This window comes from Lysinibacillus sp. BS3, from assembly GCF_039614735.1.
GTDB lineage: Bacteria > Bacillota > Bacilli > Bacillales_A > Planococcaceae > Lysinibacillus > Lysinibacillus capsici.
Genome location: NZ_CP154860.1, coordinates 4,159,149 through 4,177,242, shown reverse-complemented (window position 1 = coordinate 4,177,242; position 18,094 = coordinate 4,159,149). Strand labels below are relative to the sequence as shown.

The window sequence follows — 18,094 nt, the reverse complement described above, 5'->3', positions numbered from 1 at the left end:
ATTTGGTTTTTCACGGCTAAATAACATGAAATTAGGTTTTGTTTCCTATTAGTTCAGCGCTGCACATCATCTATTAGACCAATTTATTTAAAATAATACTATATATTTTTTCCTAATTCAATGTATATCTTTAGCTCTACATAAAAAAAGCAATGGATGACTTTTTCGTCATCCATTGCTTCGTCTTTACATATTTTTTAATTCTTCTAAACGTTTTAACACAACTGCATGCTTGCTTTCGTAATCTGCTAATTTCTCACGTTCTGCGTTGACTAACGCTTCCGGTGCTTTCGATACAAACTTCTCATTCGATAATTTACCTGTAACAAGCTTTACTTCTTTTGCCCATTTCTCTAATTCTTTTTCAAGACGGGCAATTTCTTCCTCAAGATTGATCAGTCCAACAAGAGGCAGGAATACCTGTGCTCCTGTCACAACAGCAGTCATTGATTGTCCTGGGGCCTCTAAACCTTCACCAATTGTTAAAGTGTCAGGATTACAGAATTTTTCTAGATATGCTTGATTATCTTTAAGTACAGCTGCTGTTGCTGCATCTTTCGCTGAAATAAACAACGGTACTTTTTTGCTCATCGGTGTATTTACTTCCGCACGAATATTACGTACTGAACGTATAATATCCATTAGGAGCTTCATATTATCTGCTTCATCAGCAAAATGAAGATCTGTGCGTACTGTTGGCCATGCTGCCACTGTAATAGATTCACCTTCGTGTGGTAAGTGCTGCCAGATTTCTTCTGTAATGAAAGGCATAAATGGATGTAAAAGACGCATTGTTTGATCTAGTACGTAAGCTAAAATAGATCGAGTTGTCTTTTTAGCTGCTTCATCTTCACCGTAAAGTGGTAATTTTGCCATTTCAATATACCAAGAACAGAAATCATCCCAAATGAAATTGTATAATTCACGGCCAACTTCGCCGAATTCATAACGCTCTGCAAGAGAGGTTACACGTTCAATCGTTTCATTTAAGCGCGTTAAAATCCATTTGTCAGCTACAGATTTTTCACCAGTTAAATCGATCTCATCATATCTCATACCATCCATATTCATAAGCGCAAAACGTGATGCATTCCAAATCTTATTGGCAAAGTTCCATACTGCTTCAACTTTTTCAGTTGTATAGCGTAAATCTTGACCAGGTGATGAACCAGTAGCTAAGAAGTAGCGTAATGAATCTGCACCGTATTGTTCAATGACATCCATTGGATCAACACCATTGCCAAGTGATTTACTCATTTTACGCCCTTCACCATCACGTACTAAACCATGAATTAGCACATCTTTAAATGGACGTTGATCTGTAAACTCAAGGCCTTGGAAAATCATTCGAGAAACCCAGAAGAAAATAATATCATAGCCTGTTACTAATGTATTTGTTGGATAGTAACGTTTATATTCTTCATTTGCTTCATCTGGCCAACCCATAGTAGAAAACGGCCATAGTGCTGAAGAGAACCATGTATCTAGTACATCTTCATCTTGCGTCCAGTTTTCTGCATCTGCTGGGGCTTCTTTACCTACGTATATTTCGCCTGTTTCATTATGGTACCAGGCTGGGATTTGATGGCCCCACCATAATTGACGAGAAATACACCAATCGCGTATATTCTCCATCCAGCGGGAATATGTGTTTTCAAAACGAGCAGGAACAAAGTTTACTTTCCCTTCTTCGTCCTTTTGCAGCTCTAGGGAAGCATCAGCAAGTGGTTGCATTTTAACGAACCATTGTGCTGAAAGATATGGCTCAACAACAGCACCAGAACGTTCAGAGTGTCCTACTGAATGCATATGCTCTTCAATGCGAATTAACACACCTGCTTCTTGTAAATCAGCAACAATTTGCTTGCGGCATTCGAAGCGATCCATTCCTTTATATTTGCCAGCAAGATCATTCATTGTGCCGTCTTCATTCATTACTAGAATGCGCTCTAGATTATGACGATTACCAACTTCAAAGTCGTTCGGATCATGGGCTGGTGTCATTTTTACAACCCCAGTACCAAATTCCATATCAACGTACTCATCAGCAACAATTGGAATTTCGCGACCTACAATCGGTAAAATAACGTTTTTACCAATTAAGTGCTGATAACGCTCATCGTTCGGGTGAACAGCTACCCCAGAGTCACCAAGCATTGTTTCGGGACGTGTTGTAGCAACTTCTACATAGCCAGAGCCATCAGCTAATGGATATTTCATATGATAGAAGGCACCTTGCACATCCTGATAAATTACCTCGATATCAGATAATGCTGTTTTTGCTGCTGGGTCCCAGTTGATAATACGTTCACCACGATAAATTAAACCTTTTTCATATAACTGAACAAAAACTGTTTTTACGGCATCTGAAAGACCTTTGTCTAATGTGAAACGTTCACGTGTATAATCTAATCCAAGACCAAGCTTTGCCCATTGATCACGAATATGTCCAGCATACTCTTCTTTCCATTCCCATGTTTTTTCGAGGAATTTTTCACGTCCTAAATCATAACGTGTAATATTATCCTCACGCAGCTTGGCTTCTACTTTTGCCTGTGTTGCTATACCAGCATGGTCCATACCTGGCAACCATAGGGCATCATAGCCTTGCATGCGTTTCATACGAATGAGAATATCTTGTAATGTTGTATCCCAAGCATGACCAAGGTGTAATTTACCTGTTACGTTCGGTGGTGGAATAACGATTGAATAGGGCTTTTTCCCACTTTCAGGCTGTGCCTCGAAGAACTTCCCTTGTAACCACCATTCATAGCGACCAGCTTCAATGGACTGTGGGTCATATTTAGTTGGCATTGAAATGTTTTCTGTCATATTGACTCCTCCTATTGTTTGAAAACTGTTGGTAAAGAAATACTATTTATTTTTTACCCAATAAAAAAACTCCTCTCGTCTAAAAGGACGAAGGAGTTTTAGTTCGCGGTACCACCTTTAATTCCAGCAGGGTTAAGATAAATATTAAATAACATATTTTCTCAGCCTATTCTACTGGCTCTCAATTCGGTAACGGTGTTTAACCGGCTTTAACTACTATTATTTCACTAAAGCTGCTCAAGGGCTACCTTCAATTTCGTACAAATAGAAACTTCTCAGCTACCGTTTCCTCTCTGAAAATGTAGTCAAAATTTACTCTTCCCTATCATAGCATCTGTATTTGATTTTCCTTATTGTACCGCAGGATCGTGTCATTTTTCAAGTGATTTAGTCATCTTTTAGTAAGAGGAAAGTAAATAGAAAAGGAAGTGACAATTCAAATGCGACGACGCAAGTATAACCCTTGGCTTTTACCACCTTGGCTACGACAAGTTCGTTTTTATTGCAGAACCATCATCGTGCCGATTTGTGCTTTTCAGTTTATCCGTGTCATTATTGTGCCAACATCAGGTGATTTAGTCTTCTTATTACTCCTGCTACTTCTCTGCTATTTACTTTTGAAAGACATCATTTGAAACACGAACTTTAAGCGGTGTATATTCTTCTGTTAGATCCCAAATCATAGAAGGCACTTCATGCCAAGTACTGGATTCGCGTACAACAATATGGCTTGAGGATTCTCTTAATACAGCTTTTTGGTCAACTGTTGTAGAATTCTCTTGGCGTGAAGCTGCTGCTACTGCGGCAGGTTGTTTCACTTGAACACTTTCTTCAATTGCAGCCAATGTCTCCTCTTGTTCGAAAGCATGTGTTGATAGGTGCGGATTGTCTAACACATCTTTTTCAACAACAGGTTCATACTCATTGAAAGCGCTTGTGACTGTCCACTCAAGCTGACACATCTGATTTGTTAGACTAGGGCGAATATCCTTGACCATTAAATCTTTGACATCTGATTCTTTTGGTAAATCCACATGTAAAGGAACGGCATACTCAAAATAACCAGTATCTCCTTGAATATCAAGGGCATCAATTGTAATTAAATCTTCATTTTCCGCAAATGCTTGCATATCTTGAAAATCAAAGCGAACGTGTGCGGTGATATGATAGATGCCCATAAGTCGCAAAGAATCCTCTAACTGCATTGCCTGCCACTGTGGCTTAATTTGAACAGCTGCTATTTCAGTTGGGCAGCCATATCCAGGAAAACAAAATGTTTCGCGCATATTCCAAGTTTTGTGTTCGATAATAATCCCTCCCTTTGCATCATATGACGATTCGAAGGATAGTATGCTAGGATGTTGCCATTTGAACAGAGTTAAAAATAGATACTACTAAAAAAATGGCATGCTAGAAGTAATAGTCTAGCATGCCATTCCCATGGATGTTCGTATCATTAAACATTTACTAATTTAATTTTATTAGCTACACGATCTGTTAGCATTTGTGTTGCCTTTGGTACGATCGGTTTAAAAATCGGATTGAGAACAGGGCCAGCTAACCCGCCTGCAATGACTTCTAAGAATCCTGTCATTTTAGTATTTTCAGCGTCGATACTTTCTGCGAGGAAATAGCCATTTCCTGTGAAGTTATCAGAAAGCCCCTTTAATTCAAATGTAACTTTTGATGGTGCTATCCATTCTAAGATTGTAATTTCTACTTCAACTGTTTTTTTCAAAACGCCAACATTGCCTTTAAAAGTCCAAGTGGAGTGTTTCTCATCAATCATTTCATGTGCATTATAACCAGGGACAAGCTTTGCCCATTTTTCCATATCACTAACGAAATCCCATACATGTTCAATCCCTACGGGTACTTCGACCGTGTGTGTGCCTGTTGCCATATCAATTCACTACTTTCTTTTATGAATAGCTATATTATAAACGATATCGCCCACAATTTGGCTATGCTGAAAGATGTAATTTTGACAAAAGCAGGTCCTTCATCCAGTATAGTTGAGCGTACTTACTAGTAAATATATGCTATTGTTCCTTTTTACTCATGTATTCCTCAAGCACTATAATGCCTTCTGCTTAATCCATTAAAAAAGGTAATGTCAATGGGATATAAAGCAATTTTACAAAGCGAGGGTTTATTCCATTCCGCTAGCATCCTTTCCAGGGGGGCGTTCGTGAGTGACAACACCTCTAAATAAAATGAGTAGTGAACACTTTTACTTTATTTGAAAATCTTGCTATTAAGAAACATTTTTATGGGGTGGGGTGGAAGGTGCTTGAATCCCATGGGATAGCTAAAGAGGTGAGCCATAGGAAAGCAAGTAGCCTACAACGGAAACCATTTTCCCCTTTCGCAAAAATTCTAGTGATGGTTTTGTTTTTCAACAGCAGAAGAGCATGCTAGAAATAATTCTAGCATGCTCTATCAAATTTTATTGCGCTAATTGCGCAAATACTTTATGGAATGCTGCCACTGTTGTCGCAATGTGCTCTTCCGTGTGAGCTGTTGAGATGAATAGTCCCTCAAATTGAGAAGGAGGTAAGAAAATACCTTCCTCTGCCATTAGACGGAAATATTCAGCGAATAATTGTAAATCTGATGTTTTAGCAGAAGCAAAATCAATGACATCTTCATTCGTGAAGAAGAAGCCAATCATAGAGCCTGCACGATTAACAGTGTGCGGGATATTATATTTAGTTGCTGCTTCACGGAAACCAGCCTCAAGCTGATCCCCTAATTTTTTAAAGTAATCATACGTACCATGGTCTAAACGGGATAACGTTTCATAACCAGCTGTCATCGCTAACGGATTCCCCGATAATGTTCCTGCTTGATAAATTGGTCCAGCTGGTGCTACTTGCTCCATAATTTCTTTTTTCCCAGCGAATGCGCCTACAGGGAGACCACCTCCGATGACTTTACCTAAAGTAGTCATATCAGGCGTTACCCCAAAATACCCTTGTGCACAGCCATAATCTACGCGGAAACCTGTCATGACTTCGTCAAAGATTAATAATGCACGGTGCTCTGAAGTAAGTGCACGCAAACCTTCTAAGAAACCTGGTTGTGGAGGTACAACACCCATATTTCCTGCTACTGGCTCCACAATGACTGCAGCTAACTCTGTGCCAAATTTCTCAAAAATCACTTTTGCCCCTTCTAAATCATTATAGGCAACTGTCAACGTATTGCGGGCGATATCTGCAGGTACGCCAGGGCTATCAGGTAGGCCTAATGTGGCAACACCAGAACCAGCTTTAATCAATAAGGAGTCACCGTGACCATGATAAGACCCTTCAAACTTTAAGATCTTATCACGTCCTGTCACACCACGTGCTACACGTAATGCAGACATAGTAGCCTCTGTTCCAGAAGAAACAAAGCGAATCATTTCCATTCCTGGTAAACGGTCTAATACTAATTGAGCTAAGCGATTTTCTGTATAGCTTGGAGCACCGAAGGAAGAACCCTTCGCAGCTGTATCTGCAATTGCTTTCACTACCTCTGGATGTGTATGTCCTAAAATTAACGGACCCCAAGACAATACATAATCAATATATTCATTGCCATCAATGTCTTTAATGATTGCCCCATGGCCAGATTCCATGAAAATCGGGTCCATATTTACTGATTTAAATGCACGTACTGGGCTACTTACACCGCCCGGCATTAATTGAACAGCTTCAGCATAGGCTTGTTTTGATTTTTCGTAAGAACGTGTCATTTATTTCTCCTCCAACCAACGTGCAGCATCTTTTGCATGATACGTAATGATTAAATCAGAGCCTGCACGTTTCATGCCTAATAATGTTTCAAGCACAACTTTTTTCTCTTCAATCCAACCATTTATAGCAGCCGCTTTAATCATTGCATATTCACCTGAAACGTTATACGCAACAAGCGGTAATGGATAGTTATTTTTCATGTCTCGAATAATATCTAAATAGCTAAGGGCAGGCTTGACAATTAGGAAATCTGCGCCCTCTTCGATATCTGACTCCGCTTCACGGAATGCCTCTAGACGATTTGATGGATCCATTTGGTAGGATTTACGATCACCAAATTGCGGAGCACCATCTGCAGCATCACGGAAAGGTCCATAGTAACTGGATGCATATTTGACTGCATAGGACATAATCGGGATATGTTCAAAACCAGCTTCATCCAGACCAGCGCGAATTGCCGTTACAAAGCCATCCATCATATTTGATGGAGCAATGATATCAGCGCCAGCTTTTGCTTGTGATATCGCCGTGCGAGCTAAAACATCTAATGAAGGATCATTCAAAATTTGATCGCCCTCAATTAAGCCACAATGTCCATGATCCGTAAATTCACATAAGCATGTATCCGCGATGACTAACAACTCAGGATGACGTGTTTTAATGAGTCGAGTCGCTTCTTGCACAATGCCATGATCATGAAATGCACCTGTTCCAACCGCATCCTTTTCAGCTGGCAAGCCAAATAAAATAACTGCAGGAATACCTAATGCTACAACCTCATCCACCTCTGCCTCTAGTTTATCTAATGAAAATTGAAAAACGCCAGGCATTGAATGTACTTCATTTTTAATATTTTCGCCTTCTATTACAAAAATAGGATAGATCAGGTCCTCTTTATGTAAGTATGTTTCTTTTACCATTGATCTCATCGTTGCATTGGCACGCAAACGACGGTGTCTTTGAAATTGTAGTTTTGTCATGATTTGTCCCCTACTTTCATAATTTCTTCGATGACTGCTTGCATTGTATAAACGCTTGGCATAATATCCACAGTAGCACCGTATTGTTCAAGAGCTGCTTCCGTAATATGACCGATGGCTGCAATGCGAGCTGCTTCCCAGCCAATATGTGGAACAACTTCCATTGCATACACGTCAACTGCTGAAGGACTAGCAAAAATCACTGTAACATTTTGATGTTGCTGGATGTAACTGACAATAACAGATGTTTGATCATGTCGTTCTATCGTTTCATAGACTGTCCATTCTTTTAATTCAAAAGGCAATCCATCCTTCAGCGTACTTTTCGCCTTTTCTCCTCGAATAAACAGACATCTCGGTTGATCACCCGCTACACTCGGAAATTCTTTAACGAAAATATCAGCACTAAATATGGAAGGCATAAAGCTCACTTGAAATCCTAAATTTTCTAATGCTGTTGTTGTTTTAGATCCAATGGAAGCTATTTTTCCTTTGAAATGACTTGCATTAAATTGATGTCGAAGCATTTTACTAGCAAAAGCTTCTACAGCATTTTGACTAGTAAAAATCAACCAATCATATTGCTTAGCGCGGTTCAATAGTTCAGGATCCTTGCTATCTAATCGTTCACAAGTTTCAATTAATGGGGCTACGATGGCATGTCCACCTAAAGCTGTTATATTTTCGACAATGGTTGTTGTCTTAGATGTGCCTGTTAAAAGTATGGTTTTACCCTTTAGAGGTAAATTACTGGGCATCTTGCTCTGCCTTTACACGCTGAATTAAATCGAAAGCTCCCTGTTTTGTTAAACTAGCAGCTAGTTCTTCTCCAATTTTTTGTGCATCTGTGCCAACTACTGTTTCCTTATACACAACAGATGCATCTGGAGCAGCAACAAGGCCTGTTAATGTAATTTCTTCCCCATTTGAAGTGGCATAACCAGCAATCGGAACTTGACAACCACCATCCATTGCAGCTAAAAATGCACGTTCTGCATGTGCTTCTTGCCAAGTGAATGAATCAGTCAACTTACCTAATTCGGCTAAAAGCTCCGCATCATCGGCACGACATTCAATGCCAAGAGAACCTTGCGCTACAGCTGGTAGACATTGTTCGACAGGTAAAAACTCAGTGACTACATCATCACTCCACCCAAGGCGTTTCAAACCAGCCGCTGCTAAAATAATGGCATCATATTCTTCTGTTTCAAGCTTAGCTAAGCGTGTATCAACATTTCCACGAATCCATTTAATTTCGATATCAGGACGTACTGTTAAAAGCTGAGCACTACGACGTAAAGAACTTGTCCCAACGACTGCTCCCGCAGGAAGGTCAGCAAATTTAACATGCTCTTTCGAAATAAATGCATCACGAGCATCTTCACGTGGTGGAATACAACCAATCACTAGCCCATCTGGCAATACAGCAGGCATATCTTTCATAGAATGAACAGCAAAGTCAATTTCTTTATCGTAAAGGGCTTGTTCAATTTCTTTTACAAACAACCCTTTCCCACCTACTTTTGAAAGCTGTACATCTAAAATTTGGTCACCTTTTGTTACAATCTCTTTTACTTCAAATTCGAATGGTGCACCAGCCGCTTTTAATTCATTAATGAACCAATTTGTTTGCGTTAGCGCTAATTTACTTCTCCTAGAACCTACAATAATTTTTCTCAACAGTCTCCAACCTTTCTTCTAATACCATAAATGGAATCGCGATAAACTACTACCTAAGAAGAAGTTTACAACAACTAATAGATAGGCATAAATATGTACCCATGCATAAGTTGTACCTGTCAGCTTGCTTTTGCGATTCACATATAGGATAAAACAATACAAAATTAAAATAATGAAGGACCCTATGATTTTCGCATCGAAAATCGAAAGACTCTCTAATGTTAATAGTGCCCATTCAAACCCTAATATTAAACTTATAAATAACATCGGAATTCCAATGAAAAATGAAATATTCATCCAGCTGCTTGTCTGCTGCAAGGAAGGCAATCTAGTCCATAAATGCGACCACTTTTTCTTTTTCAGCAATCGATATAGAACGAGATACAAAATGGCAAACACAAATGTTAATGTAAAAGCTGCATAAGACAATATTGCAAATGATATATGAATAAAAAGCATCTCTGAAATTAAAGTATCCCCGACAGCTCCTGTAGGACGTTTCGGCATAAAAGTAAATATACTAGCGAATAAAAATCCTAGTATATTAATAATAAACACAGGTAAATCCACCCTTGCTATGCAATGAAGGATAATGGATAACGTCACGAGTAACCAGGAATAAAAAAGTATTCCCTCAGACAAGGATAAAATCGGAAAACGCTTCGTTTCCACAAACGTTAAAATGATAATGGCACTTTGAATCATCCATACAAATGAAACAAGCCAAAAAGCAATGCGTCTTGCACGTACTTGCTTATAAAAATAATCAGTAAAGTAAAAAACTAGACTGATCGCATACAAGACGATCATCACTTCATAGAGCCTCGTCATGGTCAAATCAGCCAATAGACATCCCTTCTTTGTCGTGAAATTAATAAACTATTTTAGCATAGAAAACAAAAAAACGTTTTCGTATCCTTAGTTTACCATACAGATACGAAAACGCCTCATGTAATATCAGTAGAAAATCCAATTGCGCGTAACACCCATGTACAATCACAGCTTTCTACGTGAGCGCAATAGATAATTTAGAAAGAGTACTTTGGTTCAGTAGAAGTCTGAGATACCTGTGCGCGTTCTTTGCGCTCAAGCTCTTGCTTTGTCATCTCATGAACTTCAGCTTCCACAGCATCCTCTATACCAAAAATTTGTTGGAATAAACGTAACTGTTCATTTGCTTTTGGAGAATTAGCCATTTCTTTAGCTTGCAAGATTGGCTCTTTTAACAATTGATTGATAATAGATTTTGTATGTTTGCTTAAAATTTTACGTTCACGTTCCGTTAAATCTGGCATTTTATTTTCGATACTTGTCATAGTCTCTTGTTGAATACGATTTGCTTTTTTACGTAATGCTGAGATGACTGGCACTACCCCAAGAGTAGCTACCCAGTCTTTAAATTGCACAACTTCTTCGCCAATCATATTAGTAATATCAGCAGCAGCACGTTCACGCTCTGCTAAGTTCGCTTCGACAATACCTTGTAAATCATCAATATCATATAGGAATACATTTGGTAGGTCGCCAACTCGTGGGTCAATATCACGAGGAACCGCTATATCTACCATGAATAATGGTTTTCCTTTACGTAAACGTTCCACAAATTGCATTAGCTCGTAATCAATAACATAATCAGTAGCACCTGTTGAAGTAATTAAAATATCCGCTTCTAACAAAGAACATTGTAATTCCTTCATTGATTTAGCTTCACCATGGAATTTAGCTGCTAAGCTTTCTGCTTTTTCAAATGTACGGTTAATGACAGTAACTTTCCCTACACCACTACCGTAAAGGTTCTCAATTGCAAGTTCCCCCATTTTTCCTGCACCTAAAATAGCTACATGCTTGCGTTGTAATGAGCCAAAAATTTTCTTTGCTAATTCTACGGCCGCATAGGAAACGGATACCGCATTCTCACCAATCGCTGTTTCATTATGAGCACGCTTTGCAAATGTTACTGCTTGTTTAAATAGCTGATTGTATACCGTTCCTGTTGTGCCAATCTCTTGTCCACTTAAAAAGCTTTTTTTTACTTGCCCTAAAATTTGTGTTTCACCTAGAACCATTGAATCGATTCCAGCTGTCACTTTAAATAAATGTTCGACTGCCTCATCTTCTTCACGAATCGTTAAATACGAAGAAAATGTCTCCACAGGCAAATCAAACCAGTTGGCTAAAAATTGTTTCACAAAATGACGTCCAGTATGCAATTGATCCACAACAGCATATATTTCTGTACGATTACATGTCGAAACAATTACGTTCTCTAATATACTTTTTTGCTTTTGCAGCGCTTCCATTGCTTGTGGCAGTTCACTCTCAATGAATGATAACTTCTCACGTATTTCAACAGGCGCTGTTTTATAATTCAAGCCTACTACGATGGTATGCATGAATAACACCTCACACGTTCTAATTCACAAATCTCATTATAGCACAGTTCGACAAGAGTTCATCAATAATTTGTGAACATGTCATGAAGAACTGCAATTCGTCATCTACATTAGAATTATTATAAACTAAGTGTAACAAATTATACGTGTTGTTTCAAATTAAAAAACTGCCCCCATTATCGGAGGCAGTTTTCTCATTAATTTGTTATTGTAACAGTCTTTATTGCAATCATATTTCCATCTTTATCGTATGCTATAAACTCAATCTCATCATTGACTTTAAAGTCCTGCATAGTTTGAACAGTTTTTGTTAACATATACACTTGATCACTACGCTTTTGCAAATCAAACTGGACATCTCCACTGATTGAATTAAAACGTACATTCATCTTCGCAACGTTTTGACAGTTACCATCAACTCGAGCACTCATTGTAATATAACCTTTTCGTAGCGAAACACTTGTCTCTTCAAATAAATCTTCTGGGTTGATACAGCTTGAAGCTTGCGTTTTACATAAAATTGTATCAATTAACTTCTGGAAGACTTGATGCAATTGCAAATTATCAATTGCATGGAAGTACGTTCCGCCCGTTTCTGAAGATAATTGCATTAAAGTAGCGTCATTTACTTGTGATTTTTTGCCCATACTTACTGTGTATACTTTGACACCTTGCTTTTTCGCTTCATTTATAACTTTTGTCATTTTTGATTTACTCGTTTTACCATCAGATACAACGACAATCGCTTTGGATGTTTTCGAATCGTTCGAGAATTTTGTTAAAGCAATATCGATGCCTGCAAAAATATCGGTTGCACCCTTATCTTTCGATGCTTTATAAAGATCTTTTTTCAACACATTTTCTGTTGTACCTTCTCCAAGTACTGTCGCTTTTGTATTGGTTTCAATGACTATGTTATTTTTAGCCTTTAATTGATTGATTAGTTCAATCATTTTCTTCCCACGATAATTTGTTGGATCAACAGCCTTCATGGAAGAAGAATAATCCACTACATAAGCAATTTCTGTTGCTAAAGAACAAGAGTTTTTACTGAAGTATGGATTCGTAAAAATATCTTTCGTCACTGTTTTATCTTTTAAACCCTTCAAGGACGTTGCATAGCGAGGGTCTATTGGATTGACAAGTCTTGCTTCCACTTTAGATTTGCCATATATAACTGAATCAAAGTAGGCTACAGCAGTACCTGGATTCCCTGTGTTATTTAATGGATCAGAAGTGTTCGTAATGAATGAAGCTGTTTTTTCTACTCCGTCATACTTAATTTTGACTGTTCCTTGATAATCTGTAATAGGCTCTCCACCAGGACGCACTAAAGTCACCATTACTTTTGTATAACGATCTTTTCCTGAAGGTCTTGATGCAGCATCCGCACTTTCCTTTAGGGCCTCTACTCGTTTTTTAAACGCCTCTACTTGTCCAAGTAATTTACCTCCTTGGTATTTTAATAATACCGTGCGGTCATAGTTACTTAAGTTAGTGAAGATCGAATAAATCTTCATAACACTGTCATAATGTTCTAATGTTAAATCTTTTTCGTCTGGCATTTCTTTCATAAGCTGAATAATGGCGCCTACTGGATTAATGTTTTCTACCTGTGAGGCAATATCATCATCAATGCCCTGAACGCGATAAATAGGACGACCATCGTCAGCAATTAAATACATTATTTCCGTTTTAGCTGGCGTTGTAACAGAGTTCTCAAAACGTGTCTTTAAAAGTTCCTCAAATAAGTGAACAGAAATATCATAGTTTTCAAATTGAAGAATAGCATTTTCATAACCTAATGCCGGATATTTAGGATCAGATCCACCGTAACGCAAATAGATGTTTTGCACATTCCCTAAAACGTCCTTCACATTTGTTTGCTGCCCAATACTAAATAATTTTTTATCTGAATTAGAATCTAGAGGAACTGGGCTATAAACATCAATTAAATTTTGCGTAAAGAACTCTGGAATATCTTCACTTTTTGGAAATTCAGGAATCACGCTCCCATTATCATCTGTATTTGCTGGGTCGTATACTTGGTAATCAATACGCAATTCAGGCTGTGGTGCATAACGAACTTCTGCGTTTAGTTTCTCTCCAACTAGACACTTCATTGCTGGGTCCGTATTATTAATCAGCTCAAAAGTTATTGTATCACGTACTGATTTAGTTAATTTTGGTGCTACCACTATAGCAGATACCGTTGAACCATCCGATTGGACAATGTCAACTGCTTCACCTGCAGTATCAACAATATTTCCGTAGGATGCCTTCACGCGGAATGAATAAGATTTATCATCAGCGATAGGATCACCATTACAAGCCTTTAAAGACACTGTAACTAGTGTGGTATCTACATTATTTGCAATTAAATCCGGTTTTTCCACCACGATACTCTGCAATGCATTATTAACATTATTTGGACCAGTAAAATCATTTGAATTATCCTTCGGCTCTTCAAAATCAGCACTACTAGATCCCATAAAACCAGGTGGTAATGTAATGCTATCATTATCACGACCAGCTGGACTACGTTTTAATCCTTGTACTGCGAAAGTACTATTTTGAACAGCACGATAGAAAAATACAGCAACATCACCCCTTGTTAATTTTGTGGATGGATTAAAGCTAGCGAATGTGTTTTTGCCTGTAGAGCTTGTAGATAAATCATTTGAATATAAATATTGAACTGCCTGTGGCTCATCTAAATCTAAGCCTTTAAAAGCCGCGTAAATTTGGGCAAATTGGCCACGTGTTACAGCTTTTGTTCGATTCGTATTTACATGTGTACCATTAAATGGTAAATAAAAATCACTATAGAAATTATAAGCAACACTATCAATATAAGATAAAGCATAGTTACGATCTAGTTTGGCAAACATCAGAACAAGATCGCGATCAGTCACTTGATCATTTGGTAAAAAATTACTTGCACTATTTAAGGACATCAGGTCATTATCAACCGCCCATGAAATAGCTTTATAATTATTGCTATTTGTTGGAACATCTCTAATTGTTGTAGCTGCTTGCGTAACAGTAGGTGTAGCTGTCATCAGTAGAAGCATGAAGCAAAGCATAGCAAGCAATGCTTTTTTTACATATGTCATTTTTGTTCCATCCTTTCTTTAGTTAAAGAACAATATGTCATCACGATAGTTTTGTTTTAAGTCATCCTCTAAATATTTCAAGAATCGTTCTAAAACAACTGACGCCTCTGCACGCGTTAGCGGTTTATTTGGATTAAAACGACCAGCAGCATCACCAATCATTAAGCCAAGTTCATTCGCTATATAGATGCCATCTCTCGCATAATTTGGAATCTGTTTGTCATCTGTAAATTTAGTTAAGTAACCAGGATCAGGTGCTCTATTTTCAAGTCCTAAGGCACGGACAAAGATAGTTGCAGCCTGCGCGCGATTAATAGCATTATCTGGCTTAAAGTAGTCAGCTGATACACCTTTGATTATCCCTTTATTTAACGCTGATTCAATATAACCGTAATCTTTGATAGAACGCTTCAAGTCTTTAAAAACACTTGTAGTAGGTGTCTTTTTTGATTTCTTTTCTTCAAACACACGTAAATCAACAGCTTTACCAATAGCCGTCGTAAAATCAATACGTTTCATTGGTGTATTAGGAGAAAAGAAGTTACTTGAATCTGAGTAAATACCTAGAGAATAAAGTTTTTCAATTGCTTCTTTCGCATAATGGGTTGTTAAATCTCTGAATTTAGGAATGATAAGACGTTCAATTGTCGGCATGTACTCTGTATCTAAATCAAGTGTACCTTTTTGTCCTGAAGATAGGTCGTATGTATATTCAGAAATAACATCCTTTTCACTTACGACTGCATATCCACCTTCAAAACTCCCTAAGCTACCGAGATTTTCCTCATAATTTAAAACACGTGATTTACTTGTAGATAAACGATTTTTCACATGACTTGTTTTACCATCACTATAAGAATAAACAGATTCCGTGATTTGAGTTTCTGTCGCACCCCAGAAGTTCTCATAGCCTGCATGTCGACTATCTGTTTCAATTGTTACTGTGTTTTGAACAGCATTTTTTCCTTTTCCTGTTTCAAAAGCATAGGTTTTTCTAGAAATAATATTTCCTGAGTAATAATCAGAGGCTGCACGATTATCAGTAACTGTTCCTTGTGAAAATTGATAATCGACTAAGGAATAAGTAATGGCGCCAATTGTGATTTTTTCAGTGTATTTCTTCACTTCACCATTGGATGTTTTTTGACCAAGAACTGCATAATCCACTACATCTGATTCATAGGCAATATTTCTTGTCAATGTTGCGCCATTGCTTGCTGTTAACTTCATGCTATACGTTTCAGTTAATTTACCTTTTGATTCTTTTTGAGCAATTTTAATATCTTTACTTGTCCCTTTAAAAATAACAGGTGTCCCTGAAAGGAACACAGCTTCTTCATATGTATATTCGTTTTTTACAGCACCTGTTGTTTCTAATGAAGCGGCTGATGCATTGAATGGAATAGTTGTTCCAATCAAAAAGACAGCAAGGACTAGAAACATTATTTTAGATAATTTTTTTTGCATTCGCTTTTCCTCTCTTTCACTGTGCATTTGCGTGCATAATGAAGCTTGTTTCTAATATAACTAAAAAATCCGCTCGTCTTGCGAATATATACACAATTTAGCCTATTCGAAGTAACTTCTTCATCTTTCGATTATGAAACATATTCGCATGAGACTCGCAGATTTTTTAGTTTAATATTTATGCTAATCTACCAAAATAAAATGAGCTTTAACAAATCGATCTGATAATACAACTAAACGATCAGATGGCTGTAAGTCAGAAGCTTGAATCACCTTACCTGCTTTAATCAGTGTCGCTTGGTCAATATTCATATTAACCATTTCACCCGCTTCATACCAACGACCATTTTGCCATTGACTAACACTCTTGACATTAATGACTGCAGGATACGTAGATTTTACTGACTGTAGTTTCCCTGCAAGCATTAGAGGGGCAACAGGTTTAGCCTTGTCTAAAATATGAAGAGCTTGTACATGGCCTTCCTTCACATAGAAATAACCATAATCTCCCTCAGATAAGTAAAGTTCAATATCTGGCATGACACTATATGTTTTATTGCCGTCATCTACCATGGCTTTCGTTGTATTACTAACTGACAGTACAGTACGATCTGCTTTCTTGAAAACATTTGATTCAATCTTCATCGCATCGTCAATTTCAATTACATATCCATCTGCTTGAGATAAGCGTCCATAATATAATTCATGACCTGCGAGATTAGGTGACATGAAGCTATCACTTGTAACTTGTATTACTTGGGCATAGTGATCACGAGTAGCACCATCAGCCACGACAAAAGCAGTACCATATGCCATAAGACCAGTAGGTTCAATTAATCGTCCATTTCGAATTAAAATAGTTCCATTATGGAAATACATTGTTCCTGCTGTTTTCAGTTTCAGTAGTTGGTAATCTGTATCAACAGACAGCATTGGTTCGTAATATGTTCTCTCATTATTTTTTAATACGACAATTTTCTCGATTACTTCCTTACCAAATTGTTTAACGGTCGCATAGTATGCTTCGCTACCTATATAATTTTTCAGCTGACCTTTCTCGACTTTTGTATTCCCAACATAGATTGGTACTTTGGATGTAAAAGGCATAGTTGAAAGATCATTTGTTGTTTGAGAGCCAAATTGCCAGTTTACAAAGGCATGCTGATTTTTCACGGTAAGCTTGTTGGCATTAGGATTGACCGCTTGTATCTCGCCTTTATATAAGTTTTCAACGAGCGTACCTGTTTCACTGATAGCTACCTTTGATATGATTGAGGAAGTTTTATTTTTGAAACTTAATTTAACTCGATCCCCAACGTATAATGCACTAATATCTGTTGCAGAAGAACCTTTTTGATAATTGGTTTCTTTGTTTAAATAGTATGTCGTTTCTGCGCCAACATCTGGTTTTACCATGATAAATAAACCATTTGGATCAATACTCGTGACGACACCAGCAGTTGTTTTACCGTTACTGCTTCCTGTTGATGGTACATTTGTTTCTGTTGGTGTATGAGAGGTACCGCGAAGTTCAACAACACTTCTAAGAGAAATTTCAGCCTCGACTTCCATCCCCATCTTAAAACCCTCAATCGTTGTAGACGTATTATTAATATATAATCTAGTATTTTTATTAATATTAAACGTTACTGTTCGTCCACGATCATTTTCCAATGTAATTTTACTAAGTTGCTTTTCTATCGTACCATCAGGCTTCGTATATTCTGAAAACGTTACATCAACAAATGTCCCTGTCACTAGTTGGGCTGCTTTAGCAGATTGATTAAAGGAAAAACCAACTATCATCAGTAACGTAATCATCAGTATGTATAAATATTTTTTCAAAAAACCTGCCTCCTTACTAATTATTAGTATATCGTATT

General features: G+C 37.7%; 12 protein-coding genes and 1 other annotated feature. All 12 genes read right to left on the bottom strand.

The genetic code is table 11. The features are described 5' to 3' along the window. Positions 1-186: 186 nt before the first annotated feature. The 12 genes from AAJG31_RS20775 to AAJG31_RS20720 all read right to left on the bottom strand — a co-directional run bounded on the left by AAJG31_RS20775 (position 187) and on the right by AAJG31_RS20720 (position 18,056). Positions 187-2,832: a valine--tRNA ligase gene (locus AAJG31_RS20775; protein WP_259419347.1), complete on the bottom strand. Its 2,646-nt coding sequence runs from the start codon at positions 2,830-2,832 to the stop codon at positions 187-189. 80 nt (positions 2,833-2,912) lie between these two features. Continuing rightward, positions 2,913-3,170, bottom strand: a binding site (T-box leader). Positions 3,171-3,443: 273 nt separating this feature from the next. Beyond that, on the bottom strand, positions 3,444-4,118 hold the full coding sequence (locus AAJG31_RS20770) for a valyl-tRNA synthetase (protein WP_175400699.1): 675 nt from the start codon (positions 4,116-4,118) through the stop codon (positions 3,444-3,446). A 170-nt stretch (positions 4,119-4,288) separates the two neighbouring features. Continuing rightward, positions 4,289-4,735, bottom strand: coding sequence for an SRPBCC family protein (locus AAJG31_RS20765; protein WP_048395138.1), 447 nt, complete (start codon positions 4,733-4,735; stop codon positions 4,289-4,291). A gap of 546 nt (positions 4,736-5,281) precedes the next feature. Beyond that, positions 5,282-6,574, bottom strand: a complete 1,293-nt coding sequence (gene hemL, locus AAJG31_RS20760; protein WP_259419348.1) for a glutamate-1-semialdehyde 2,1-aminomutase — start codon at positions 6,572-6,574, stop codon at positions 5,282-5,284. After that, positions 6,575-7,555 (bottom strand): porphobilinogen synthase, encoded by a 981-nt coding sequence (gene hemB, locus AAJG31_RS20755; RefSeq protein WP_048395134.1) that lies wholly within the window; start codon positions 7,553-7,555, stop codon positions 6,575-6,577. Further along, on the bottom strand, positions 7,552-8,313 hold the full coding sequence (locus AAJG31_RS20750; RefSeq protein WP_279495632.1) for a uroporphyrinogen-III synthase: 762 nt from the start codon (positions 8,311-8,313) through the stop codon (positions 7,552-7,554). The genes hemB and AAJG31_RS20750 overlap by 4 nt, the downstream gene beginning before the upstream one ends. After that, a complete protein-coding gene (gene hemC / locus AAJG31_RS20745) occupies positions 8,303-9,235 on the bottom strand; it encodes a hydroxymethylbilane synthase (RefSeq protein ID WP_054550018.1) in 933 nt (310 codons plus the stop codon). The genes AAJG31_RS20750 and hemC overlap by 11 nt, the downstream gene beginning before the upstream one ends. A gap of 18 nt (positions 9,236-9,253) precedes the next feature. Further along, entirely contained in the window at positions 9,254-10,081 is an 828-nt protein-coding gene (ccsA, locus tag AAJG31_RS20740; protein WP_004226624.1) for a cytochrome c biogenesis protein CcsA, read from the bottom strand. Between the two features lie 182 nt (positions 10,082-10,263). Beyond that, positions 10,264-11,628 (bottom strand): glutamyl-tRNA reductase, encoded by a 1,365-nt coding sequence (hemA, locus tag AAJG31_RS20735; RefSeq protein ID WP_048395129.1) that lies wholly within the window; start codon positions 11,626-11,628, stop codon positions 10,264-10,266. Positions 11,629-11,825: 197 nt separating this feature from the next. After that, a complete protein-coding gene (locus AAJG31_RS20730; RefSeq protein WP_115674151.1) occupies positions 11,826-14,744 on the bottom strand; it encodes a VWA domain-containing protein in 2,919 nt (972 codons plus the stop codon). Between the two features lie 18 nt (positions 14,745-14,762). Then, positions 14,763-16,211 (bottom strand): S-layer homology domain-containing protein, encoded by a 1,449-nt coding sequence (locus AAJG31_RS20725; protein ID WP_004226619.1) that lies wholly within the window; start codon positions 16,209-16,211, stop codon positions 14,763-14,765. 183 nt (positions 16,212-16,394) lie between these two features. Beyond that, positions 16,395-18,056, bottom strand: coding sequence for a hypothetical protein (locus AAJG31_RS20720; protein ID WP_066036515.1), 1,662 nt, complete (start codon positions 18,054-18,056; stop codon positions 16,395-16,397). Positions 18,057-18,094 lie beyond the last annotated feature (38 nt).

What these genes read in the sequence shown, in the direction of transcription:
- AAJG31_RS20775 (WP_259419347.1), bottom strand. Translation starts at nt 2,832, where the DNA reads ATGACAGAAAACATTTCAATGCCAACTAAATATGACCCACAGTCCATT.
- AAJG31_RS20770 (WP_175400699.1), bottom strand. Translation starts at nt 4,118, where the DNA reads ATGCGCGAAACATTTTGTTTTCCTGGATATGGCTGCCCAACTGAAATA.
- AAJG31_RS20765 (WP_048395138.1), bottom strand. Translation starts at nt 4,735, where the DNA reads ATGGCAACAGGCACACACACGGTCGAAGTACCCGTAGGGATTGAACAT.
- hemL (WP_259419348.1), bottom strand. Translation starts at nt 6,574, where the DNA reads ATGACACGTTCTTACGAAAAATCAAAACAAGCCTATGCTGAAGCTGTT.
- hemB (WP_048395134.1), bottom strand. Translation starts at nt 7,555, where the DNA reads ATGACAAAACTACAATTTCAAAGACACCGTCGTTTGCGTGCCAATGCA.
- AAJG31_RS20750 (WP_279495632.1), bottom strand. Translation starts at nt 8,313, where the DNA reads ATGCCCAGTAATTTACCTCTAAAGGGTAAAACCATACTTTTAACAGGC.
- hemA (WP_048395129.1), bottom strand. Translation starts at nt 11,628, where the DNA reads ATGCATACCATCGTAGTAGGCTTGAATTATAAAACAGCGCCTGTTGAA.
- AAJG31_RS20730 (WP_115674151.1), bottom strand. Translation starts at nt 14,744, where the DNA reads ATGACATATGTAAAAAAAGCATTGCTTGCTATGCTTTGCTTCATGCTT.
- AAJG31_RS20725 (WP_004226619.1), bottom strand. Translation starts at nt 16,211, where the DNA reads ATGCAAAAAAAATTATCTAAAATAATGTTTCTAGTCCTTGCTGTCTTT.